The 23,278-nt window shown below is 70.2% G+C and carries 16 protein-coding genes; 3 read left to right on the top strand and 13 right to left on the bottom strand.

What is annotated here, in order from left to right; translation table 11 throughout:
- Window positions 1-124: 124 nt before the first annotated feature.
- Window positions 125-2,635, bottom strand: coding sequence for a hypothetical protein (locus J0911_RS06935; RefSeq protein WP_207274701.1), 2,511 nt, complete (start codon window positions 2,633-2,635; stop codon window positions 125-127).
- 254 nt (window positions 2,636-2,889) lie between these two features.
- Between J0911_RS06935 and J0911_RS06930 the strand changes: the two genes are divergently transcribed.
- A complete protein-coding gene (locus J0911_RS06930; protein WP_307864954.1) occupies window positions 2,890-4,167 on the top strand; it encodes a DUF418 domain-containing protein in 1,278 nt (425 codons plus the stop codon).
- Between the two features lie 132 nt (window positions 4,168-4,299).
- On the opposite strand, the gene J0911_RS06925 is transcribed toward J0911_RS06930, so the two are convergent.
- The 12 genes from J0911_RS06925 to J0911_RS06870 form a co-directional block, all read right to left on the bottom strand.
- The gene (locus J0911_RS06925) at window positions 4,300-5,259 is read right to left on the bottom strand and encodes a hypothetical protein (protein WP_207274700.1); all 960 of its coding nucleotides are present in this window, start codon (window positions 5,257-5,259) and stop codon (window positions 4,300-4,302) included.
- 1 nt (window position 5,260) lies between these two features.
- Entirely contained in the window at window positions 5,261-6,826 is a 1,566-nt protein-coding gene (locus tag J0911_RS06920) for an OmpA family protein (RefSeq protein ID WP_207274699.1), read from the bottom strand.
- A gap of 32 nt (window positions 6,827-6,858) precedes the next feature.
- Window positions 6,859-7,104, bottom strand: coding sequence for a hypothetical protein (locus tag J0911_RS06915; RefSeq protein WP_207274698.1), 246 nt, complete (start codon window positions 7,102-7,104; stop codon window positions 6,859-6,861).
- A gap of 64 nt (window positions 7,105-7,168) precedes the next feature.
- A complete protein-coding gene (locus J0911_RS06910) occupies window positions 7,169-7,879 on the bottom strand; it encodes a response regulator transcription factor (RefSeq protein ID WP_207274697.1) in 711 nt (236 codons plus the stop codon).
- Window positions 7,879-9,108 carry a sensor histidine kinase gene (locus J0911_RS21025; RefSeq protein WP_207274696.1) on the bottom strand — a complete coding sequence of 410 codons (1,230 nt, stop codon included), beginning with the start codon at window positions 9,106-9,108 and terminating at the stop codon, window positions 7,879-7,881. Before J0911_RS21025 ends, J0911_RS06910 begins: the two co-directional genes overlap by 1 nt.
- A 40-nt stretch (window positions 9,109-9,148) precedes the next feature.
- Complete coding sequence (locus J0911_RS06900) at window positions 9,149-10,030, bottom strand: type II secretion system F family protein (protein WP_207274695.1); 882 nt, start codon at window positions 10,028-10,030, stop codon at window positions 9,149-9,151.
- Between the two features lie 93 nt (window positions 10,031-10,123).
- Window positions 10,124-11,047 (bottom strand): type II secretion system F family protein, encoded by a 924-nt coding sequence (locus J0911_RS06895; RefSeq protein ID WP_207274694.1) that lies wholly within the window; start codon window positions 11,045-11,047, stop codon window positions 10,124-10,126.
- The gene (locus tag J0911_RS06890) at window positions 11,044-12,333 is read right to left on the bottom strand and encodes a TadA family conjugal transfer-associated ATPase (RefSeq protein WP_207274693.1); all 1,290 of its coding nucleotides are present in this window, start codon (window positions 12,331-12,333) and stop codon (window positions 11,044-11,046) included. The genes J0911_RS06895 and J0911_RS06890 overlap by 4 nt, the downstream gene beginning before the upstream one ends.
- Window position 12,334: 1 nt before the next feature.
- Window positions 12,335-12,775 (bottom strand): TadE/TadG family type IV pilus assembly protein, encoded by a 441-nt coding sequence (locus J0911_RS06885; protein ID WP_207274692.1) that lies wholly within the window; start codon window positions 12,773-12,775, stop codon window positions 12,335-12,337.
- Window position 12,776: 1 nt separating this feature from the next.
- Window positions 12,777-14,462 carry a P-loop NTPase family protein gene (locus J0911_RS06880; protein WP_207274691.1) on the bottom strand — a complete coding sequence of 562 codons (1,686 nt, stop codon included), beginning with the start codon at window positions 14,460-14,462 and terminating at the stop codon, window positions 12,777-12,779.
- Window positions 14,463-14,464: 2 nt separating this feature from the next.
- Window positions 14,465-15,175: a Flp pilus assembly protein CpaB gene (cpaB, locus tag J0911_RS06875; RefSeq protein ID WP_207274690.1), complete on the bottom strand. Its 711-nt coding sequence runs from the start codon at window positions 15,173-15,175 to the stop codon at window positions 14,465-14,467.
- Window positions 15,172-15,999 (bottom strand): hypothetical protein, encoded by an 828-nt coding sequence (locus tag J0911_RS06870; protein WP_207274689.1) that lies wholly within the window; start codon window positions 15,997-15,999, stop codon window positions 15,172-15,174. The genes cpaB and J0911_RS06870 overlap by 4 nt, the downstream gene beginning before the upstream one ends.
- A gap of 528 nt (window positions 16,000-16,527) precedes the next feature.
- Here J0911_RS06870 and J0911_RS06865 point away from each other — a divergent pair.
- Together J0911_RS06865 and J0911_RS06860 are read left to right on the top strand one after the other, a co-directional pair.
- On the top strand, window positions 16,528-16,878 hold the full coding sequence (locus J0911_RS06865) for a DUF192 domain-containing protein (protein ID WP_207274688.1): 351 nt from the start codon (window positions 16,528-16,530) through the stop codon (window positions 16,876-16,878).
- A 260-nt stretch (window positions 16,879-17,138) separates the two neighbouring features.
- Entirely contained in the window at window positions 17,139-23,258 is a 6,120-nt protein-coding gene (locus J0911_RS06860; RefSeq protein ID WP_307864953.1) for an Ig-like domain-containing protein, read from the top strand.
- Window positions 23,259-23,278 lie beyond the last annotated feature (20 nt).

Raw genomic sequence — 23,278 nt, 5'->3', positions numbered from 1 at the left:
GGAGCCGGAGGGCGCCGGTGCGACCGACCAGGGACCCACCATGACCTGGGTCTACGGCCTCTGGGCGCTGGGCCCGCGGACCCAGGCCGGGCTCGGGTCGCCGTGGCCGCGGGGCACGGCCTGGCTACTCGTCCAGGAACCTCTCGTCGCGTTCCTCGTCCTCGGTGATCGGCTTGAAGTGCACCACGTTGTCTTCGCCGGGCCGGTCGAAGATGCCGTAGAACGCCCAGTTGATGTAGCCGCCGTCGCCCTTGCGGGTGACGGTGCCGGAGTCGATGCCGACCACGCGGAAGTCACCCACCGTCGCGAGGTGCTGCTTTCCCTTGACGTCCGGGCCGAACTCGAGGCCGATGTCCTCGTGCACGACGATGATGTTCTTGTCCGGGAACGCCTTGGCGTACTCGGCGGCCAGGGACTTGCTCTTCTCGCCGCGGTCGCCCGGCGCGTCGCCGTCGAAGCCGGTGCCCGGGTAGGGCCCGCCGTCGTCCTCGGTGTAGCGCGGGTTGTCCCAGTCTCCGCCGGCCCCCGTCTTGTCCTTGCCGTTGGTGTAGTAGTCGTCGTCCGGCTCGAACCTCTCGTGCGCGCACCGTGGCGCAGGGTCGATGACAACCCTGTTGCCGTCGACGTCGGTGATCTCGAACGTGGAGCTGTTGAGGGTCCGCACCTCGTCGGAGGTGATCCACTCGTTCTTGAACAGGTCGATGCCCTGCCAGCCGATCCCGAACTCGCCGGACTCGGTGGTCTTCGAGTCGTCGTAGGTGAGCTCGCGGACGTTGCCGTACTTCTCCAGCGCGTCCCGGAAGTCGCCGCCCGGATTCTGGTCGGACGGTTCGATCTCGATGTCGTCCTTCTTCAGCCTGCCGTTGGTGTCGCGGGGGAAGAGCTTGTCGACGATCGGCTCGAACTTCTCCCGCAGGTCCGGGTACTGGTTGAAGTCGATGATGAACTCCTGGACCGAGGACTTGCCTTCCTGCTCGTTCTTGCTGTAGCCGCCGCCGATCGTGAACCCGTACGGAAGCTCGGCCTCGATGTCGATGCCGGCCTGGTACAGGGTCCTGAGAGCTTGGTCGTCGATGGTGATGTAGATCTGTACGAGGTCGCCGCGGTCGTCGGGATCGTCGCCGTCCTCGCCCCAGTACACCGTCGTCTTGGTCGACCCCTTCCACTCGCCGCCGACCTTGGCGCTTCCCTCGATCGAACCGCCCCCGCTCTTGCCTCCCTTGCCGAAGGACTTGCCGCCGCCGAGCATTCCACCGATGAGGAATCCGCCGACGTCGGTCGACGTGTAGCTGACCTCGTAGAGGCCGTTGTCCCAGAGCCGGTCCTCGACAACCACCTCACCTTCGTAACCGCCCTCGACGCTTCCGCCGAGGCCCCCGACGGCACCGTCGAGCCCGCCGTTGAACGTGACGGTCTTCGTGTGCTGGTTGGCGTCGTGGACGACGTGGTGGTCGGGCTCCTGCCCCTCCAGTTCTTCGAGCTTGTCCGCTCGACCGCCGTCGTCCAGGCAGCCCCCGGCCCACTGCTGCATCGCACCCGAGCAGCTCGGCGACGACCTGTAGACCTTGTCGTACTCCTCCTTCCAGTCGATCCACCGCTGGGCGTCCTCCATGTTCACGAACTCGTAGGTCGTGTCGTTCGTGACGCCCTCGATCGCGGCCACGCCGAACGAGATCGGTGAGCCGAAGAGGTTGTCGGCGGAGATGCCACCGCCGAAGCCGGAGCCCTCCAGAATGTGCACCCGGACGCGGCCGTCGCCGAGCTTCTCGATCAGCACGGCCTCTGTCGAGCTGAACCGGAAGAAGAGGAACGACGTCGTCTCCGTCTCGGTGTGGGTGTTGATCTCGATGTAGCAGTCCGGCTCCATGTTGTCGTAGGCGGTGCGGACGCACTGGTTGAGGGGCCCTGCCGCCGCGGCTCGCTCGCGTCCGGGCTCGGCGTTCTTGTACGCCTCCCACGCGCCGTCGCACACCTCCTCGGGGATGGGGCGCCACGTGCAGCCGATCCGGACCTTCGGCGGATCGAGGCTGACCTCCTCGCTCGACGGCTTGGTCTTCTTGCAGCTCTCGTCATCGGGATCGTCGCTCGGGTCGCCCCAGCCATTGGTGACGCAGTTGGCGAGCTCCTCGAGCTCCTCGCGCTGGTAGACCGTCTCCTCGTCGCCGAACAGAGCATCCCCGCCCTCGTCGACGCAACTCCACGGCACCGGATACCAGACGCAGCCGATCTGGATCACCGCGGGGGTCTTCCGCTCCTTCTCACCGTCGTTGTCGGTGTCGATGTCGATCTCCACGACGTCCGTCGTGATCGTCCCCTCGCACGGGCCGTCGTCGGAGTCGTCGTCGTTGCCGGGACCGTCGCCGCCGTCGCCCGGATCGTTCTCCCCGTCGGGCCCGTCGCCCGCCGCCACGCACTCCTGGAAACCGTCGGAGCTGCCGATCGACTGCACCGCGCACACGAGCTGCCGGCCGATGTCGGCTCCGACGGGTGTCGCCAGACCGACGACCAGAATGACGACCAGGAGGACGATGCCGACGATGCCGACGTACTCGGTCAGACCCTGCCCGGCCTCCGGATCGTACGGGCGCGGGCGGCGACGCACCGAGAGCGGCGGGAGGGATTCGCGACGGGACACGCACCCCAACCTAGGGAGGGGCGCGATGTCGCTGCGACAGGCCAGAGACCTACTGCGGACCCACTGTGACCTGGGCCCATGGCTTCCCGGCCGCTGGGCCCGAGGGCCCAGTGCGAGGTGGGTCGGAGGGCCGTCGTGAGCGAGCGGGTCGTTCCCTAGGGTGGACCGGTGGTCAGCCTCGGCACCGCACGCGCCGCCACGCAGCGCCTGCGTACGGACATCCCGGTCGAAGCGTGGCGAGGAGTGAGTTCTCGGTGTCGACGACGCTGACCCGGGGACCCGTGCGTGTCTCCGAGCGTTCACCCGCTCCGGACCTCGCCCGCGGCTGCATGCTGTTGCTGATCGCCATGGCGAACACCGTCTGGTACCTGTGGGGTCGCGAGCACGCCGTGGGCAGCGGCCGACCGGTCGACGGCTCCTGGCTCGACAAGGCGACCGATGCCGTGCTGATCGCGGCGGTCGACATGCGGGTCTACCCGATGTTCGCGTTCCTGTTCGGCTACGGGATGGTGCAGCTGTACTCGCGGCAGGTCGCGGCCGGCACGTCGCCGGCCAGGGCCCGGCGCCTGCTGCAGGTGCGGAACCTCTGGCTCCTCGCCCTCGGGTTCGCGCACGCGGCCCTGCTCTGGATGGGTGACGTGCTCGGTGCGTACGGTGTGGCCGGGCTCCTGCTCGTGTGGATGTTCTTCCGGCGCGCGGACGGGACGCTCCTCGCGTGGACCGCCGCTCTGCTCGGACTGCTCCTGCTCGGCACGGCCGTCTCCGCCGCCGGCTCGTACGTCGCGGCCCGGACCCGGACGGCCGGGGCGGCACCGGACACCGGCTCCTTCGTCGATCCGTCGATCTCCCTGACCTCGTACCTGGCCTCCGTCCCCGACCGGCTCGGCCAGTGGGTGTACACCACGCTCGGCCAGGGCGTCGCGGACCTGGTGGTGCCGATGATGATCCTGCTCGCCTTCTGGGCCGGCCGCCGCCGCGTCCTCGAGAACCCGGGCGACCACCTGCCGTTGCTGCGCCGTGTCGCGGCGGTCTGCGTCCCCCTCGGTGTGCTCGGCGGCCTGCCGAACGCCCTGGACCATGTCGGCGTGCTGGGCGTTCCCTCGCACGCCGAGGGCTTCTTCCTCTTCGTGCAGCTGCTCACCGGGTTCTTCGGCGGTCTGGGGTACGTCGCGTTGTGGGGGCTGGCGGGACATGCCGTCACGCGACGACGGTCACGCCTGCTCACGGCCGGACGGCCGGCATCGCGCGCGGCCCGGGCCGGTGGCGTACTCGCCGCCGACGGGCTCGTGGCCGGGGCGCTCCAGGCGGTGGGCAGGCGGTCACTGACCTGCTACCTGCTGCAGTCGGTGTTGTGCGCACCGGTGCTCGCCGCGTGGGGGTTCGGACTGGGGCAGCACCTGACGTCGTTCACCATGTTCCTGTACGCCGTCGCGGTGTGGGGGCTCACCGTGCTGTTCGCCGTCGGGCAGGAGAACCGGGGCCGCCCCGGGCCGGCGGAGGTTCTCCTGCGCCGGCTGACATACCGGTCGTGACGGCCGTTCCGGGCTACGGTTCGCGGCGGCCCTCGGGGAGCAATGGGTGGCCGGAAGGGGACCCTCATCAACCCTTCCGACCACCCAGTTCTTGGGGTCCGCGCGGACGTGCCGCGCGATGTGCGCCCGGCCTCAGTCGACCAGGACGACCTCACTGCCGAACCCGGCCACCTCGGGGAGCGTCAGCGCGTCGTCGCCGCGCGGCATGAACCGCACCACGTTGTCGTCCCTCTCGAAGCGGCCGTAGAAGGCCCAGTTGATGTATCCGCCGTCGCCCCTGCGGGTGACCGTGCCCTCGTCGAGGGCGAACACGTCGAAGTCGCCCTCCGCCGCGAGCCGCTCCAGCCCTTGCACGTCGGAGCCGAAGTCGACGCCGATGTCCTCGTGGACGACGATGATGTTCTTGTCCGGGTGGTCCCTGGCGTACTTCGCGGCCAGATACCGGCTCATCTCCCCGCGGTCGTCGGGCACGTCCCCGAGTTCCGGGAGGTCGCCGTCGCCGTCACCCTCCTGCGGCTCGGTCGCGCAGTCGCCGTCGATCCGCCAGCCCAGGCCGGTCTCGCCCAGGCACAGGCCGCCGGTCAGCCGGATCTGCGCCGTCGCCGACGCCTCCGAGCGCACCTCCGCGACGGGGATCTCGTCCTCGTGCCGCACCTGCGCCGTGACCCGCAGGTTCGCCGCGTCGATGTGGAGATCGGTCAGCTCGGCGCCGTTGCGTTCGGCGTACTCCTCGGCCGCCTGGTACATCTCCCCCCGGACGTCCTCCGTGAGCAGCGGCGCGTCGAGGATGCCCCAGAACGAGAGGAAGTCGAGCGCGCCGAGGTGCAGCCCGCTCAGGATCCCCAGGTGGTCGTCCCATTCCTGCGCCGCCGCGAGCGCCGCGGCGTCGGCGGCCGTGCCGGTCGCGCGGCGGTCGTCGGTGGCGGACCCGACCATCGCGATGACCAGGACGGCACCCGTCACGAAGGCGACCGCGGTCGGGATGGTCATGACGTGGAGGGATCCGCGTTCGCCGTCGTCGGTGCGTTCCATGCCCTGCGTGACGGGCGAGGCCGGCTCGGCGGCGGGGGAGCGCTCGCGTCCGTGCGTCATCTCAGTCTCCTGTCCCGTCGGTCACCGGTACGCCGGTGATCCGGAACCGGTCCGGGGCGTCGACGGTCACGGTGTCCTGGCCGGTGTCGGGCCAGACCAGGGTGATCGTGGTGGTGTCGCCGTCGCCGAGGGTGGTGACGTCCTCGTCCCCCAGGAGCCGGCGCATCTGGAATCCGGTCGGTGTCCGGTATGCCTTGTAGTCGAACGGGAGGACGCGTTCGGCGGTGCCGAGCAGCGCGAGGTTGTGTGGGCCGGCGGACTCGGCGAGCGTCCCGAAGTTCCGGTCTCCCACCAGCTTGAGATAGGAGGGAAGGAACCAGGCGGGGTCGACGGCGTCGCCGCCGGTCCGTGTCGCCGTGAGGGTTCCGACGATCGCTCCCGGCCGGCGCACCATCGCGTCGACCTCGATCGTGTAGTCGCCGGCCTTCGTGCTGATCTCGACGGGCTCGTTCTCGACCGTGGGGGCGTCGGTGTCGGGGATGTCGGTGCCGGCGTCGTCGTTCTCCACCACGAGATGGCCCTGGAACTCGATCTCGACGCGGCGGTTCGCCGCGCGTGCCGTGTCGCTCGTTCCCTCCGCGATCGGCTGGGACTCGCCCCGCCCCTCCTCGCTGACGGTGTACCCGCCGCCGAGCTGGGCTCTCAGCCTGTCGGCGACCGATGCCGCGCGCCGCTCGGACAGCGACTGGTTGTAGGAGTCGGAGTCGACGTCGTCGGTGTGCCCGACGACGTGCACCTCGCCGCCGTCGGCCTGCTCCTGGATGGAGCGGGCGGCCCCGTCCACGACTCCCCGGGCCTTCTTCGACAGCGTGTGCCGGTCGGAGGCGAAGAGGACGTCGGACGCGAGGGTGACGGTCACCTGGTCCTCCTCGGCGGAGGTCACGGACTCCTCGTCGTACGAACGGGTGAAGGCGCGAAGCTCTCGTGTCTCGGTGTCGGGTGCGCCGCCGACCCGGTCGAGGGCGTCGTCGAAGTCGTCGCCGGCGTCGACCACGGGTACGTCGAGGACGGCGCCGAACCGGGGGATCAGCACGTCGACCGTGGCTCCCCGGGGCGCCGCGAAGACGGTCGTGGCCTCGCCACGCAGGATGCCGGTCTCCGCGTCGGTCTCCTCGCGGACGCGCTCGATCGTGGACGCGGGACCGCCGGCGTTCTCGCCGGCCGGGTGGACGAGGCCTGCGTCGGTGTCGAACAGGCGAACCCCGCGGCCGTCGGTGGTGGTGTTGCCGAGGCCGCCGAGGCTCAGGGCGAGCGTGGACCAGAGCTGGGCCTCCGACGGGTCGTCGGGCGTCGCGGTGAAGTCGTACCTCAGGAGCGCGTGCTCACCGTCGGTCTCGATCGGGTACACGTCGAAGCGCACCTGTGTACCGGAGACCCAGGACCTGTCCAGCGTGCCCACGGCAGCGACCCCGTCCGAAGGCGCGGAGCCTTCGGACGGGGTCGCCGTGGCCGAGGTGCCGGACGACGCCCCTCCGTCGGGGACGGGTTCCTCGGGGCCGAGGATCCCGCAGCCTGCCGACAGGCCCACCACGGTGACGGTGAGCATGGTGAGTGCGGTCCGACGCATCGACTTCCTCCGTAGTTTGTCCGAAGCGGGTGTTACTCCCCGCCGCCCTCGCCGCCGATGTCGTTCACGGCGTTGGTGAGCTGGGTGACGATCGCCTTGCCGACGTCGTTGCTCGCGGCGACGACGACGCCGACGATGGCCACGACCAGCAGGATGGCGCCGACATACTCGACGGTCCCCTGGCCGGCCTCGTCGTCGTTCGCGCGGCTGGTGAGGCGGTCGGCGTGAGCCTTGAGCGCCACCTGGGCGGCGACGACCTTCTGCGTGAGCATGTTCATGACGTCCTCCACGTGTGCGGTTCTCGTTCCTGCTGCGGGACTGCGCCGCAGCACGGTGACGAATCTATGGACGGACGGGGCTCGTTCCCAGGGTGCGAGGTCCCAAGTCAGGGCCTGTCCTGCCTGGGCCTTCGGGCCCATCGGCAGCGGGGCCGTGGCCCTGCCGGAGCCACATCACGATGGCCTGGCTCCGCGTCGTCACGCCGAGCTTCGCGAACAGGCTGTTGACGTGGTTCTTCACGGTCTTCTCCGAGACGAACAGCTGCCGCGCCACCTCCCGGTTCGACAGGCCGTCGGCGACCAGGTCCATCACCTCCGCCTCCCGCGGGGAGAGCAGCGCACGTACCGCCGGGTCCGGACCGGCGGGCGGGTGGTGGCCGGCCGGGGGAGCGCCGACGGCGACGCCGGAGACCACCTGGCTCCCACCCCGGCACAGCCGCATCGCGTCCACCATGGCGCGAGGTTCGAGCGCCCCGTGCACGAGGTACCCGGACGCCCCGGCGGCGATGGCCTCGGACACGGTCGCCGGGTCGTCGGTGTGTGTCAGCATCACCACGGTCGCCCCGCCCGCCAGGCGGGGCAGGAGTTCCAGCCCGCTCATCGCGGGCATCCGTACGTCCAGGAGGACGACGTCGACCCAGCCGGCCAGCACATGGGCCACGGCCTCCTCGGGGTCGCCGGTGTCGATCACCGACGTGACCCCCTCGGTGCCTTCCAGCAGGGTTCTCAGGCCCATCCGGATGATCGGGTTGTCGTCCACGGCGAGGATTCGCATCAGGCCACCTCCGCGGTCCGGCCACGGCGGGCGTCGGGCAGCCGCGGCGTTCGATGGGGGACGACGTCGGACACGCCGTCCGGTTCGTCGGCCGGTTCGTCCGGTTCGGCGGGCAGGAACACGCGCACGGCCGTCCCGCCGTCGGGCGCGGGCGCCCAGATCACGTCGCCCCCGCACAACGCGGCCCGCTCGCGGATGCCGCGGAGCCCGTAGCCGCTCGTCGCCGGCACGTCGTCGGGGAGGCCACGACCGTCGTCCGTGACCAGGACCTCGGCCGCCGGCCCGTTCGTGGTCACCACGACCTCCACCCGCGAGGCGGCGGCGTGCTTGCGGATGTTCTCCAGGAGCTCGGTGACGATCGCCCGGATGTGGCGTGCCCGTGCCGGGCCGATGATCTCGTCCGTGCCCGCGCGTACGGTGACGTGGGCCGGGACACCGGTGCGGTCGGTCCAGCGCCGAGTGAGGTCGGTGACGGGGCCGGTGACACCGTGGGAGTCGTCGCGGAGCTCTCCCAGAGCGCTGCGGGTGTGCCGGTGTGCGGCCTGGACGGCGTCGCTCAGGTGCCGGGCGACCTCGACGGTGCCCGGCGCCGCCCCCTCCCGCTGCAGGCGGTCGGCGAGCCCGCGGGTGGTCAGGGAGAGTCCCGCCAGATCCCCGGCGACGGTGTCGTGCAGGTCGCGGGCGAGGCGCAGCCGCTCGGCCAGCACGGCCTGGTGCTCACGAGTGGCGGCCAGCTCCGCCGAGAGAACCGCCTGCTTCCGCAGCCGGCGCCCGAGCATGGTGCCCGTCCACGTCATCACGGTCGTGAGGGCGGCACCGGCGATCCCGGTGACGAATCCCTGCCAGGACGGCTCGTATGCCGTCAGCTGGAACAGGCAGAGCGGAACAGCCATGACGAGACCCAGCCGCAGACCTGCGAAGAGGCCCCAGAGCGCGGCGGTCGCGGCCGCGTACACGGCCATGAGGGGCGAACCCGCGAGCGGGATGAGCGCGACGACCGCGACGACGATGTCGCACGCGAGCAGGATGCCGTTCCGGGCGTAGACCCGGCCGCGGGTCTCCCAGTTGAGGGCAGGGACGAAGGAGAACGGCGCAGCGAGCACCACGAGGGCCACACCCGGCCAGCCGGTGCCGTTGAGCGTCGCCAGGACGAGCGAGAACGCGAGGACCACGAGCCGCACCTGGCACAGCAGGCGCACGACCGGCCCGATCGCGCGCTGCGTTGTCACGTCCATCCCGCGCCGCGGCCCGCGGCCCGGGGACGACCGCTCAGAAGAGCCCACCGAGCACCCCCGCGTTGGCGATGAGGACCGCGGAGACGATGAGGATCAGCGCTCCGGGCAGGATCGTCACGGTGACCGCGAGCGAGACCATCGGCGTCGCCCGGGCGGCTCGCTGGCGGACGTTCTCCGCGTGCTCGCGGCGCACGTCGGAGGCGATCGAGGTGAGCGCCTCCGCCAGTGGCACACCCAGCTCCTCGGCCTGGAGGAGGGCCGTCACGAACGTGCCGACGGCACGGGACTTGTTGCGTTCCCGCAGCGCCTCGAAGACCTGACGCCGGGCCGACCCCATGTTCATCTCCCGCAGGGCGGTGCGCATCTCCGCCGCCAGGGCACCGCCGTGGAACTCGCACACCCGTTCCAGCGCCTGGCGGAAGCCCAGACCGGCGGTGACGGTCACGGCGAGCACATCGAGGAAGTCGGGCAGCTCCTGGTCGATCTGCTGCTGGCGCTTGCCGGCCTCCAGCTGCAGCCACAGCCTCATCCAGGTGCTCAGCGCCACGAGCAGCACCAGGCCGACCTGCCAGAACCCCTGCAACGCGAAGAGCAGGCAGAAGGCGACGCCCAGCAGGACGAGTGCGGCCTCCCGGCGTACGAACATCGTCAGCGTGACGCCGTCGGGGCGGCCCGCACGGCGCAGCAGGGTGTCCAGCCGCTGGAGGCGTGCGCGGCCACGCAGCCGCACGGCGGTGCGTTGCAGCGGCGCGCCCAGCACGTCGAGCAGCGCGGCGAACCCCCGCGCCCGCTTCACCTCCTCGGGCGCGTACTCCGCCTCGACATCCTCCAGGCCGGTACTGGTCACCAGGCGGTAGCCGGTCATCCCCAGGACCGCCACCCCGGCGGCGGCACACGCGATCAACAAGCCGAACACGTCACACCTCCCCTCCTCCAGGTCGGTACTCCTCGGACTTCGTTCCCGGCGCGTGCCTCGTTCCTCGGCTCGCACCGTCCACTGCGCCCTTCGTCACACCTCCACCTTCGCCAGGCGGCGGACCAGTACGTAGCCCAGCACGAACAGGCTGGTCGCGATCAGCAGCACCACCTGGCCGATCAGGTTGGTGAGCATCTCGTCGACGACGCCCGGGCTGAACACGTTCATCAGCGCGACCGCACCGAACGCCAGGAAGATCACCGTGTACCCGGAGACCTGCGCACCGAGCGTGGACGTGGCGACCTCACGACGAAGCCGCCGCCGCTCCTCCAACGTGCTCCCGATCCCCGACAACGCGGTCACCAGCGCCCCGCCCGCACGCCCCTGGATGGAAAGCGTCTGCACCAGGACCGACAACTCGCGCGACGGAAGACGGTCGCTCAGGGCGCCGAGCGCCTGCTGCAAGGAACGGCCCAGCGCCATCTCCGCGCTCACCTGCGCCACCTCGGACCTCGCGGGCTCCGCCATCTCCTCGGCCGTCATCTCCAGCGAGCGCCGCACCGCCAGACCTGCCGACGCACCGTTCGCGAGCAGCCGTGCGAGTTCGGGCAGCTGCGCCACGAAGCGGTCCACACGCTGCTTGCGACGCCGCTCCAGCCAGCTCCGTACCGCCACCACGACGATCAGCATCGCCAGCGCCGCCGTCGCCCGGCCGAACAACGGGAGGACGACCAGCCCGGCGGCGAGGGACGCGGTGGCAGTCGCGGTGAGGAACATCGAGGGCGACCAGGTCGGCAGGCCGGAACCGGCGAGCAGTGCCTCGAGCCGCTGCCCCCACCGGAGCCGGTGCAGGCGCTCGTCGAGGCGGACGAACACACCGACACGCTGCTTGCCGTCCAGTTCGGCCGACTCCACGATCCGCCGCTCGATCTCCGCGTTGTTCGCGAGAGTCGCTACGGTCGCGGCCGCCATCAGCAACGTCACGACCAGACCCGCCGCCACGAGAAGCAGGATCATCGCGGGTCACCTCCCTGCACGGTCTCACCGGCGCGACGCAGCCGTTCGACCAGTTCACCCGGCGGCTGTGACGGGACGAAGCTGCCCGTCACCACACGATCCGGGCCGAGCGGATCGGGAACGAACTCGACCAGCGGCGTCAGCGCGTAGTCCTCCCGGCGCCGCGACGTCACGGCCTGCACCTCCGTCACCCGGCGCGAGCCGTCCTGCGAGCGCTCCAGATGCACGATCACGTCGATCGCCGAGTTGATCTGGTCGCGCAGCGTCGACACCGGAAGCTCCACCTCGCTCATCGACGCGAGCGTCTCCAGACGCCCCAGCGCGTCCTGCGCGGTGTTGGCGTGCACCGTCGCGATCGAGCCGTCATGACCGGTGTTCATCGCCTGGAGCATGTCGAGCGTCTCACCGCCCCGGACCTCCCCGACGATGATCCGGTCCGGCCGCATTCGCAGGGCGTTGCGCACCAGGTCACGGATGACGACCGCACCGCGTCCCTCCACGTTCGCCGGGCGGCTCTCCAGCCGCACCACATGCCCCTGCTGCAGGGACAGCTCCGCGGCGTCCTCGATCGTCACGATGCGCTCGTGCTCCGGGATCATGCCCGACAGCGCGTTCAGGAACGTCGTCTTCCCCGAGCCCGTACCACCCGAGACCACCATGTTGAGCCGTGCACGCACGCACGCACCGAGCAACGCCGCCGTCCGCCGGTCGAGCGTTCCCCGGTCCACCAGCTCGCTCATCCGGAACGGCGTCGGGAACCGCCGGATCGTCAGCGTCGGACCGTCCAGCGCCAACGGCGGGATGATGACGTTCACGCGCTCACCGCTCGGCAGACGGGCGTCCACCATCGGAGAGGACTCGTCCACGCGACGGTTCACCTGCGACACGATGCGGTCGATCGTCTGATACAGCTGGTCCGACGACGGGAACCGCGTCGGCACCCGCTCCACCTTCCCGTACCGCTCGACGAACACGTCCTGCGGCCCGTTCACCATGATCTCCGTGATGGACTCGTCCGCCAGCAGCGGCTCCAGCACACCCAGCCCCAGCGCGTCGTCGACGATCCGCTGCACCAGCGCGCTGCGTTCACGGGCCGACAGCACCGGACCGTCGACCGACAACATGCGCGACAGCACCCGCTCGAGGCGGACCCGCCGCTGCGACGGAGCAAGGCGGGAGAGCTCGTCGACATCGATCTCCTCGAGCAGGCGCTCGCGGTAGACCTTGGCGAGATCGTTGTCGTCGTCGTGGCGTTCGTCAGCGGCAAGCCGGTCGCGAAGGGCCATGTCATCCCTCCATCGGGAACTCGGCCGAACGGGTGAGGGCGACGTCGGTGACCGTCATCTCGCCCAGGCCCAACGGTGCGGACACGGTCACCCGGACGCGGGCGGTGCCGTCGTCGGTCGCCGCCTCCGCGTCCTCGAGCCGCAGGCCGTCCGGGATCTGGTTCTCGACCACGGAGAGCCAGTCGCCGCCCTGGCTCAGGGCGCGGGCGCCGTTCCGGGCGGCCTCCTGGGTGATCGACGCCGTCTGGGCGACGGTGATGCCCTGGATCGCGAGCAGTGCCACCAGCAGGACGACGAACACGACGCCGACGAGCTCGACCGCCGCCTGGCCCCGGTCTTCGGTGGCGGGCCACTGCCGCGCCGGCCTTCCGGCGCCGTCCAGGGGCCGGGCTCGTGGGCCCGCCGGGTCCACGGCATCACGTTCTGGGGTGAGGACAGTCATCTCAGCGCTCCGAGTACACAGGGGCGGTCGAGGACGCGGACAGGTCCACGCCGGGAAGGATGGTCCGGACGGTGACCCGCACGCTCACCTCGTCGGACGAGATCGTGATGTCGGAGTCACGGACCGTGTCCCGCATGGCGTCGGGCAGGCGGTCCCGCACGTCGTCCCGGACTCGCCGCTCCACCTGGGCGACGCGCTCGTCGGCGCCCGCGTCGCCCTCGGGGTAGCCGGCGACGCCGACGGTCCGGGCGCCCTCCTGTGCGGCGGCGCGAGCAGCCAGCAGGCCGGAGGCCCAGCCGATGCCCTGCACGCACAGCAGGATCGTCAGGAGCGCGATGGTGATGAAGACAGGCATCTCGACCGTCGCCTGGCCGGCGTCCCGTGCACCGGAGCGGGTGGCCGGGCGGTCCTTGCGTCCCTTTTCGGCCGGCTCCGCCCGCTCCCCGGTCTTGCGGTCGCGGCGACCCGCCCGCCGGGACGAGGCGGCCACGAGGGTCTCCACCTCCGTCGGTCCGTCCGGCGTGTCCGACGGGGTGGCACCTGCCTCCTCACGGATCGCGGCCGCGCCCACCTCCGCGACGGCCTTGTGCACCGGTGTCGGGGACTCCAGCAGCGTCGCGGTGTTGATCGCCGCGGCGAACGGGGCGCCGCCGTCGGGCACGGTGAACGCGACCGGACGTTCCACGATGCGTTCGGCGAGCTGCGGCGTGATCTCGTCCTTCGGGGTACGACGGTTGAGCACGAGCTCCACCGACGCCGACTGCCGGATGGCCAGACGTTCCCACTGCGCGAGGGCGCGACGTGCGGACCGCAGGGAGGGAAGGTCGGGGGTGCTGACGAGCAGCACGCGGTCGGCGAACTCGAGGGCGGTGGCTCGTGCCTCGTCGAGATGTGTCCCGACGTCGAGCACCGCGAGGTCCGACTCGAAGCGGAGGCCCGAGAGGACCGACCGGACGGCGGCCGCCGTGATCTCCTCCCCCCGTTCCCCGTCGGCAGGTGCGGGGAGCAACCGGATGCCGCCCGGCACCTCGTACGTCGTCTCCCGGAGCATGCGCCCGGTGATCTCGCCCTCCACCCCGGCCAGGTCGACGATCGAGCGGCGGGTTCGCACCCCGGAGTACGCGGTGAGGTCACCGGCGCCGACGTCGAGGTCGACGAGCGTGGTGTCGCCGGTGCGGCCGGCGCGGGCCAGCAGAAGGGCCAGCACCGAGGTACCCACACCGCCCTTGGCGCCGGCCACGGCGACGACCCGTCCGCTGCGCCCGCCGCTGCGTTCCGCCGAGACGGCGGCCTGTGCCACGGCCGACCACGCCGCCACGGCCTCGAACCGGCTGAGCACCTCCTCCAGTCCGGCGTTGCGGGCGATCACCGAGCGGGCACCGACGTCCATGGCGGCGGCCATCGCGGTGCTCATCTCGGCCGGGTTGTGCGCCTCGACGACCATGACGATGCCGATCAGGGGGACCGCCATGCCGACGCTCCGGGTCAGGGCGTGGCCACGGCCGTCGTCGGCGGCCTCGTCGATCACGATGAGCCCGACGTCGGGATGGCGGTCCAGCGCGGTCATGACGCCGGGGCTGTCGGGGACCGAGGCGGCCAGCTCGAAGCCGTCGGACTCGGAGAGCACGTGCCCCAGGTGATCCCGGACCTCGTACGACGCCGTGACGAGCAGGACCTTGGTGGCCACCTTCAGCCCTCCTGCTTCTTCTTGGACACGGTGCCGTTGAAGGTCCGCTCATCGAACGGGATCTCCTCGTCGTCACCCGCGCCGCGCAGGGCGATGCGCATCTTCTCGGAGAACGTCTCGATGTAGGCCAGGGTCAGCGCGTCCTCGGTACTCAGCGCGAACGTCACCGGCAGACCCCTGCTCGGGGCGATGTCGTCGGGTTCCTCGACCGTGGTCGGGATCCCGACCTCGACGACGAGCACGTTCGACACCCACACGCGGGCGAGGTTCTTCGAGTCCCCGTTCGCCCGCATCGTCGCGATGACGTCGACCCGGTCGCCCGGCTTCACCTTGCCGGCGACACCCGTCTCGGCGTCCACGATCACGGCGACCTCGCGGAATCCGGGCTCCACGATCGGGCGCTCGACGAGCATGCCCGTCTGGATCATCGCGCCCCGCCGGTAGGCGGTGGCTGCGACGAGGCCCTCCACGTCGGCCTTGTCGTGCAGGGCGGAGTCGGGCGCCCAGCGCTCCGGGATCTCGACCTCCTCCAGCATCGCCGGCTCGATGGGCTCCTGGGCCTCCACCGCGCGGTTCAGCTGCAGCACGGTGGTCATCGGGCCGACCTGGGTGCTCACGGTGCGCACGTAGTACAGGACGCCGGCGAACACGGCGACCGCGAGAACGGAGGTGACGACGAGAAGGAACACTCCGCGTCGCTGCCGGGGGTTCAATTGACCGCCTCCAAGGGCTCGGTGTGGGGGGTAGGTCCTGCGATGCCGCCGCGCGGCCCGGTCCGGGCGGGTCGCGCGGCGACATCGCAGAAGAGGCACGACTCCGGGGCCGCCCGGCCGCAGACGTCACAGGCCGGCCAGCGGAAGAACCCCGAGGCCACGTTGGTGATGGTGGAGGTGAGCGGAGCATCGAGGCTCGATGCCTCGAACCACCGTGGTGCGGGCCACTCGGCGGCCTTCAGGCCCTGCGGCCCGCCCAGCTCGACGTCGGCCGGGTGGGGAAGCAGGTCGTGCGCCTCCGGCACGACGGGCCGTGGCGAGTGAGCGACGGCGATCGTCTCCCCGTCCGGTATCCCGAGGTGACCGAGGAACCGCCCGACGGTCCCGCGGCGAGGGTCCACCACGAACGCCGAGGTGGGCAGAAGGCTGCCGGCGTGCTGGCGGAACGTCGGCGCGGGCTTCTCCAGGGACGTGACGGTCGAGACGATGGCCCGGGTCGACACGTGGGCGAGGACGTCGTCCGCCACCGCCCGTGCCGATGCCGCCGGGAGGGCGGGGGTGGTCAGGCCGGCGAGCACGAGGGCCCAGGCAGTGAGGTGGACGTCGAGGTGCAGCAGGGCGAGCCGCTCGGATCCCAGCACCAGACGAGCGGCCCGTGCGACCTTGCGCGCCTCCTCGTCACGCGTGGCGACGACGATGTCGTCCACGGGCAGGCGGCGGATGGCAGCCACCACGGACTCCAGCGTCGGATCGGCGCGGTGGACGGCGGCGTGGACGCCATCCGGCGCACCGATCGCGACGACGAGCACGATGTCCCCCTCCATGTGCCGGACCGCTTGTGAGTGGAACTAACAAATCGGTCCCGGGCTTTTCCAGATGTATGGGCTGCGTGTTCCGGGGCGCCGTCGTCCTGGCTCCCGCCGCTCGCTCCCGGTGAGTGGGGAACTGTGACAGAGGCCATTTCAGCGGTCCCAAGGTGGATGTTGGCGGGCGAGTTGCTGACCGTCAAGGATGCCCGTGGCCGAACGGTCATCGTTTCCGCGGAACCGGGCAGGGGGCGTGGCCGACCTCGGGCGGTCGAAAACGATGGCGAGCCCGGAAGTAAAGGGGTCGACGCCCGTGGTGTCCGGAAAGGGCGTCGTGCGAACCAGTCACGAAGTGCACACCGCGGATGCCCGATCGGTCATCGGCGAACGGGCTTTCGGGACGAGAGGAAAACCTGACGCAAGGCTGTCGCGCGGACGACACTTATGTCGCGCCGGTCGTGCGTGGTAGAAATCCCCACCAGTCATCGAGAAAGCGGTGTGAAAGATTCTGCGTGGACCAAGGGTCCGTGAACGGAAGGGGACGCGATGAAACGGTCCACGCTTGTGGTGGACGGCGACCCTGTCGCCGAGGCAGAGGTTGCCGACACGGTACTGACCCGGGCGCGCGGCCTGCTGTTCCGGCGCGAACTGCCCGAGGCGCTCGTCCTGCGGCCGTGCTCGTCCGTCCATGGTGCCTGGATGAGTGTGCCGCTCGACGTGGCACTGCTGGACCGGGACGGCGAGGTGCTGCACGCGCAGGTGCTGCGGCCCTGGGGCTTCTCGGCGACACGACGGGGCGTGCGGGCTGTCCTGGAGGCGCCGGCCGGCAGCTTCGCGCGGTGGGGCCTGGGAGCGGGCAGCCGGGTGAGGCTCCTGGGGCGTGATCGAGAGTTCTGACGAGTAGTCGGTCGTTTCGGGCAGGGCCGAATCGGCGGCGGTCATCGCCCCGGAATGACCCCAGGACTGTGTAGATCCTGCGGATGGGGAGATCTCCCCGTGCCCTTCCCTGTCCGCGTGTCAGTGGCTGCTTGTAGGGTGATCTCCGGAATCTGGGCGGATTAAACCAGATGATTCGGACAGGCCGGGACGGGGCAGCGCGGGGTGCGGAGCCCGTGCCCAGGTCGGCCACCACAACGTTGTAGTCGAGGAGGAGACTCGTGTCCCTGGTGTCGCGTCTCATGGAGAACAAGCGTGCGGTCGCGTCGGCGGGTGTGGTCGCTGTTTTCTCCGGCGCCCTGGTCGCGCTGGCGCTCTGGTATGACGGTGAGGCCACCGCTGATGTGGTGCTGAACGACTCGGGGATCTGGGTGACCCGGGTGAGTCATGGTGAGCTGGGCCGGTACAACTTCGAGGCCGGTTCGATCGACGGCATCATGGCGACGAACTCCACGACGTTCGACGTCTCGCAGGACGGCGGTCGTGTCCTTCTGGACGACGACGGCGCCTCGGAGGCTAGCCCGGTCGATCCGGCGCATCTTCAGCTCGACGGCACGCTGGCGCTGCCGGCGGGCGCGCAGGTTGCCTCCGGTGGTGCGACGTCGGCGGTCTACGACGGCGAGTCGGGCCGTCTGTGGGTGCTGCCGTTCGACGGTGCCCAGGCGTTCGACGAGGAGAAGCTCGATCCGACCGCCGAGATCGGCACGGGCGGCGCCCTCGCGGTGGGCACGGACGGCACCGTCTATGTGGCCACGACGGCCGAAGGGGGGCAGCTGACGGTCGTCCCGACGAGCGGCAGGGGCACTCCGGGCGAGGTCGGAACCGAGCGCATCAGCGTCCAGGAGGGCGCGGACCTGCAGGTCTCCGCGGTCGGTGACCGGCCCGTGGTGCTCGACCGTACGGCCGAGACCTTGATCATCCCGGGCGGCGACCGGATCCGCGTCGAGGGTTTCGGCGAGGCGCAGCTCCAGCAGCCGTCCGGTGAGTCGGACACGGCGGCTGTCGCCACCCCCGATTCCCTGGTCAGCCAGCCTTTGGACGGCAGTGACGCGCTCAAGCAGCCGGCGTCCGGTTCTCCCGCCGCTCCCGTCCAGGTGGGGGGCTGCACCTACGGCGCCTGGTCGACCACCGGCGACGTGATCCGCGACTGCCCGGGGACCGACTCGGACGACCGCCAGACACTCGAAGGCCTCGCGCCGGGTGCGGTCCTGCAGTACCGGACGAATCGCGACCGGATCATTCTCAACGACGTGATCGGGGGCAATCTCTGGTTGCCCACCGAGCAGTACCGGAAGGTCGACGACTGGGACCTGAAGGACAACGAGGACGACGAGGGCGAGGAGACGGACTCTCAGGAGACCGTCTTCGAGCAGGTGGACCAGACGGTCGCCGACCGCGACAAGCCGAACAAGGCACCACAGCCCGAGGACGACGACCTGGGCGTGCGTGCCGGACGCACCACGGTGCTCAACGTGCTGGGAAACGACGTCGATCCGGACGGCGACGTCATGACCGCCTCCGTCCTGGAGGGGCCGGAGGGAAGCTCGGGCGTCACCGTGGATCGCGTGCTCGACGGCGCCGCCCTGCAGGCGAACGTGCCGGCGGACGCGACGGGCACGATCACGTTCACGTACCAGGTGGACGACGGCCGGGAGAACGGTACCGCCGAGGCCGACGTCACCCTGACGGTCCGGCCGGCGGAGGAGAACGAGGCTCCCGCCCTCATGGCCGACGACGTCTCCGGGCCCGTGCTCAAGGCGGCCCAGGGCGGGACGGCGAAGATCAACGTGCTGCCGTACTTCCGCGACCCGGACGGGGACGACCTGTTCTTGTCGACGGCCACGACGAAGGACCCGAACGACGAGGTGCGTTCCCGTCCGGACGGGACGCTCGAGTTCCTGGACGGCGGCGGCGCGACCGGGCGCAAGATCGTCGACATCACCGTGTCGGACGGTGAGGGAGCGGTGACCAAGGGCGTCGTCAACGTGCAGGTCGAGGCGGACAACCAGCCGCCGATCCCGGTGCAGGACCATGTCACGACGCTGGTGGGTGAACCGGTCACGGTGCGCCCCCTGGCGAACGACTCCGACCCGGATGAGGACCGGCTCCGGCTGGTCGAGGTGGGCAACGCCGAGTCGGTGGAGATCACGCCCAACCACACGGCCGGCACCTTCCGGTTCGTCAGTGAGAAGCCCGGCTCGTACGACATCCCCTACTACGTCAGCGACGGCCCCAACCCCACGGTGACGGGCCTGGTGCGGGTCGACGTTCTCGAGCCGCCGAGTGACGCGGGCAAGCCGGTGGTGGTGTCGGATCAGGTGCTCCTGCCCAAGGGTGGTGAGGGTCTGGTGGACGTGCTGGCGAACGACACCGATCCGGCGGGTGGGGTGCTTGTCGTGCAGGAGATCGATGTTCCTGAGGATTCCGGTCTCACGGTGGCGGTGCTGGATCATCAGGTGCTCAAGATCACCGAGAACCGTCGCCTCGAGTCCACGGTGACGATCGGCTACACCGTGTCGAACGGCGAAGCGGCCGCCGACGGCGAGGTGCACGTCGTGCCGATCCCGACGTCGGACCGTCTGCGTCCGCCGGAGGCCGGTGCGGACGAGGTGGATGTGCACGTGGGCGACACGGTGACGATCCCGGTGCTGAAGAACGACTCCCACCCGGACGGGTTGCCGATCGAACTCACCCGAGAGCTGGTCGAGGAGCCGGGCGCCGACATGGGGGAGGCGTTCGTCTCCGAGGAGGTGGTGCGTTTCAAGGCGGGTGATGAGGCGGGGGTGGCTCATGCGGTCTATGAGGTGAGTGATCCGAATGGGCAGCGTGATTCGGCGCAGATCACGATCAATGTGCGTGATGACGAGGAGAATGCGGCGCCGCAGTTGCCGGATGTGACTGCTCGGGTGTTGTCGGGTGGGACGGTGCGGGTGGATGTGCCGTTGGACGGGATTGATCCGGATGGTGATTATGTGATGCTGTCGGATATCTCGGGTGCTCCGACGATGGGTCGTGCGCGGATCACGGACGGTTTCATCGACTTCGAGGCGTCGCCTGATGCGGTGGGTACCGATACTTTCACCTACAGTGCGACGGACACGCGTGGCGCGGTGGGGATCGGTACCGTCCGGGTCGGCATCGCCCCGTTGCCGGAAACCAATCAGAAGCCTGTCGCCCAGGATGACGAGACGTTGGTGCGTCCGGAGCGGACGGTGGCGATCGATGCGATGGCGAACGACACCGATCCGGATGGTGACGAGATCGGTCTGGTCGAGTCCCTGTTCGGCAGCACCGGGGACCTGGAGCCGGCCGTCGTCGTCGACCAGGTCGTCGTGACGGCTCCCTCCGAAGCCGGAGAACACCCCTTCTACTACGGCATCCAGGACACGTACAAGGCGCGGGCGCAGGGCGCGATCACCGTGAAGGTCTCCCGCGACGCGCCGCTCCTGCCTCCGGTGGCGAACGACGACGTGCTGTCCGTCCCGGATGTCGTGGGGAAGGACTCGGTCACGGTGGACGTCCTGGCGAACGACGTCGACCCCGACGGCGTCGCTGCCGACCTGGAGGTGAGCCTGGGAACCGACGCGGGCGCCGCCACGTTGTCGGAGGACGGCAAGGTCACGGTTCCCCTGACCCCGGACCTCCAGATCGTGACGTACACGGTGACGGATATGGACGGGCTGGAGTCGAGTGCGTTCATCCGGGTGCCCGGCGATTCGCTGACCCCGCATCTGAAGCCGGGTCTGGAGCCGCTCGAGGCGATCAGCGGCGAGCCGCTGCAGATCGACCTGACCGAGTACGTGGTGGTCGAGGAAGGGCTGAAGCCACGGATCACGGAGGAGTCCACCGTCAGCGCCGTCGAGGGCTCGGTCGAGGTGGAGGACCGTGAGAACCTGGTCTACGTCTCGAAGGAGGACTACATCGGTCCGGCGTCGGTGAGCTTCGAGGTGACCGACCGCGAGAGCCCCGAGGATCCTGAAGGGCGCAAGGCCACCCTCACGCTGCCGATCGAGGTCCGGGCCACCGAGAACCAGCCGCCGGAGATCAAGGGATCGCCGGTGCTGGAGGTACCCGCCGGTGACGAGGGCGCGGTCGACCTGGGTGCGTACGTCCGGGACCCGGAGAACGACAAGCTGACGTTCGAGGTGAAGGACAGTGGTGACGGTGTGGCCGCCTCGGTGCAGGGCAGCACGGTCACGGCCCAGGCCGAGCCGTCGGTCACCAAGGGTGCCTCGCAGACCATCCCCTTCACGGTGACCGACGGTCACACCGATCCCGTCGAAGGGTCGCTGACGGTCCAGGTGGTCGCCTCGACGCGACCGCTGGCGGTCACGGGTGAGGATGTCGTCGAGGGTGCGCACGAGGGCGTCGCGGAGAACATCGACGTCCTGGCCAACGACACCAACCCGTTCCCGGAGACACCGCTCGAGCTGTTCGGCGTGCCCGTGGTGGAAACGGGTAGCGGAACGGCGAGCTACAGCGGCGACCAGGTCGTGGTGACCCCCGACGAAGGTTTCCACGGCGCGATGCGGGTCAAGTACACCGTGCAGGACGCCACCAAGGACCCGGACCGGCACGTCGACGGGGTGATCAACCTGACGGTGCTCGGTAAGCCGGAGGCGCCGCGGGCACCTCGGGTGGAGGAGGTGCGGTCGCAGACCGTGGTGTTGACGTGGGACGAGCCGAACAACAACGGTGCGCCGATCGAGAGTTACACGGTGACGTCGTCGCAGGGTGATGAGCAGCGGTGTCCGACGACGACGTGCACGGTGACGGGATTGACGAACAATGTGACGTATACGTTCACGGTGCAGGCGGAGAACGAGGTGGGGCTGGGTGAGGCGTCGCCGGCGTCGCAGGAGGCGCGTCCGGACGAGAAGCCGGATCAGCCTGCTCCCCCCGAGCTGGAGTTCGGTGACCAGTCCCTGGAGGTCTCCTGGGTCAACAAGACCTATACGGACCGCTCGCCGATCGACTGCGTCAACCTGGAGATCTCACCCGCACCACCGGGCGGTGCCATCCAGAAGGAGTGCCTCCAGGGAACCAGCACGACCTGGGAGGGTCTGGAGAACGGCACCGCGTACACGGTGCGCGTGCAAGCTGAGAACCAGGCGCCGGATCCCTCGGAGTGGTCGGACCCGTCGGCTCCTGAGGTTCCGGCCGGCCCGCCGGAGCAGCCGGCCGCCCCGACCGCGACACGCGTCAACACCAACCTGGGCGGCCAGGTCGAGGTCAGCTGGACGGCACCGGCGAACAACGGCGACGCGATCAAGAGCTACGACCTCGACATCCTGCAGGGGGGCTCGGTGGTCGAGACGCTCCCGGACATCGCCGCCACCAGTCAGACGGTGGAGAACCTGGACACCGACAAGAGCTACACGTTCCAGGTGACGGCCGAGAACAAGGCCGGCGAGTCCGAGACCAGCCCGCAGTCCAACGCCGTCCTGCCGCACGGCACGCCGGACCGTCCCGGTGCGCCGAGTGCCCGGCTCGGCGGCAACACCAATGGGCAGGCCGACGTGAGCTGGGGCGGCATCGGTGACTTCCGCGGCACCGGCGGGTACTACGAGGTGCGCGCGAACCAGGCGAACCCCAAGGGCCCGATCACCGGTACGTCCTACACGTACCAGGGCCTTTCGAACGGCACCGCCTACACGTTCAGCGTACGGGCGTGCAACGCCCAGGGAGCGTGCTCCGCCTGGTCCGGCGAGTCCAGCCCGGCCGTCACCCCGTACACGGTGCCCGGCACCCCGGGGGTCACGTGGCACCGGTCCGGCAACGGCCAGGGCGGCTACTTCACGGTGCGGGGCCCGGGCTCGGACGGTGGGCGTGCGGTGCAGCGGATCGAGTGGCAGGCTTCGGGCTCGTGGTCGAACTCGGGCACGATCCAGCAGGGTGGCTGGCCGACCAATATCACCGTCGGCAACAACGGCTACGACAGGACCTACCGGCTCCAGGCGCGTGCCTGCAACGCGGCCGGCTGCGGTAGCTGGGCGTCGGCCACGGGTACGACCGTGTCCGCCCCCGACCCCCAGGCCACGGTGGTGCACGGCTCCAGGGTCAGCAACGGCGACTGCACCCACTCGTCGTGCGCGTACTACAAGGTGAACTACAGCGACTTCCCCAGTGGCAGTCACCGGGTCGAGTGCTGGTCGGAGACCAACCCGGACACCCCGGGCTGGCACAACATCATCGACGGGAGCACCCGGCCGGGTGGCGCCGGAGAGACCCGGACCTTCGGCGGGTCCGGTTCGATCGAGCTGAGGTGCTTCTACGGCTACCCCGGTACCCGGGTCGGTGTGGTGATCGACGGCCAGGCGTACGCCAGGACGACGTGGTGAGCGAAGCCGCCCCGACACGA

Source organism: Myceligenerans salitolerans, assembly GCF_017349295.1.
GTDB classification, from domain to species: Bacteria; Actinomycetota; Actinomycetes; order Actinomycetales; family Cellulomonadaceae; genus Myceligenerans; species Myceligenerans salitolerans.
Note: the sequence above shows the minus strand (reverse complement) of the source record. Positions and strands in the feature narration are given on the sequence as shown.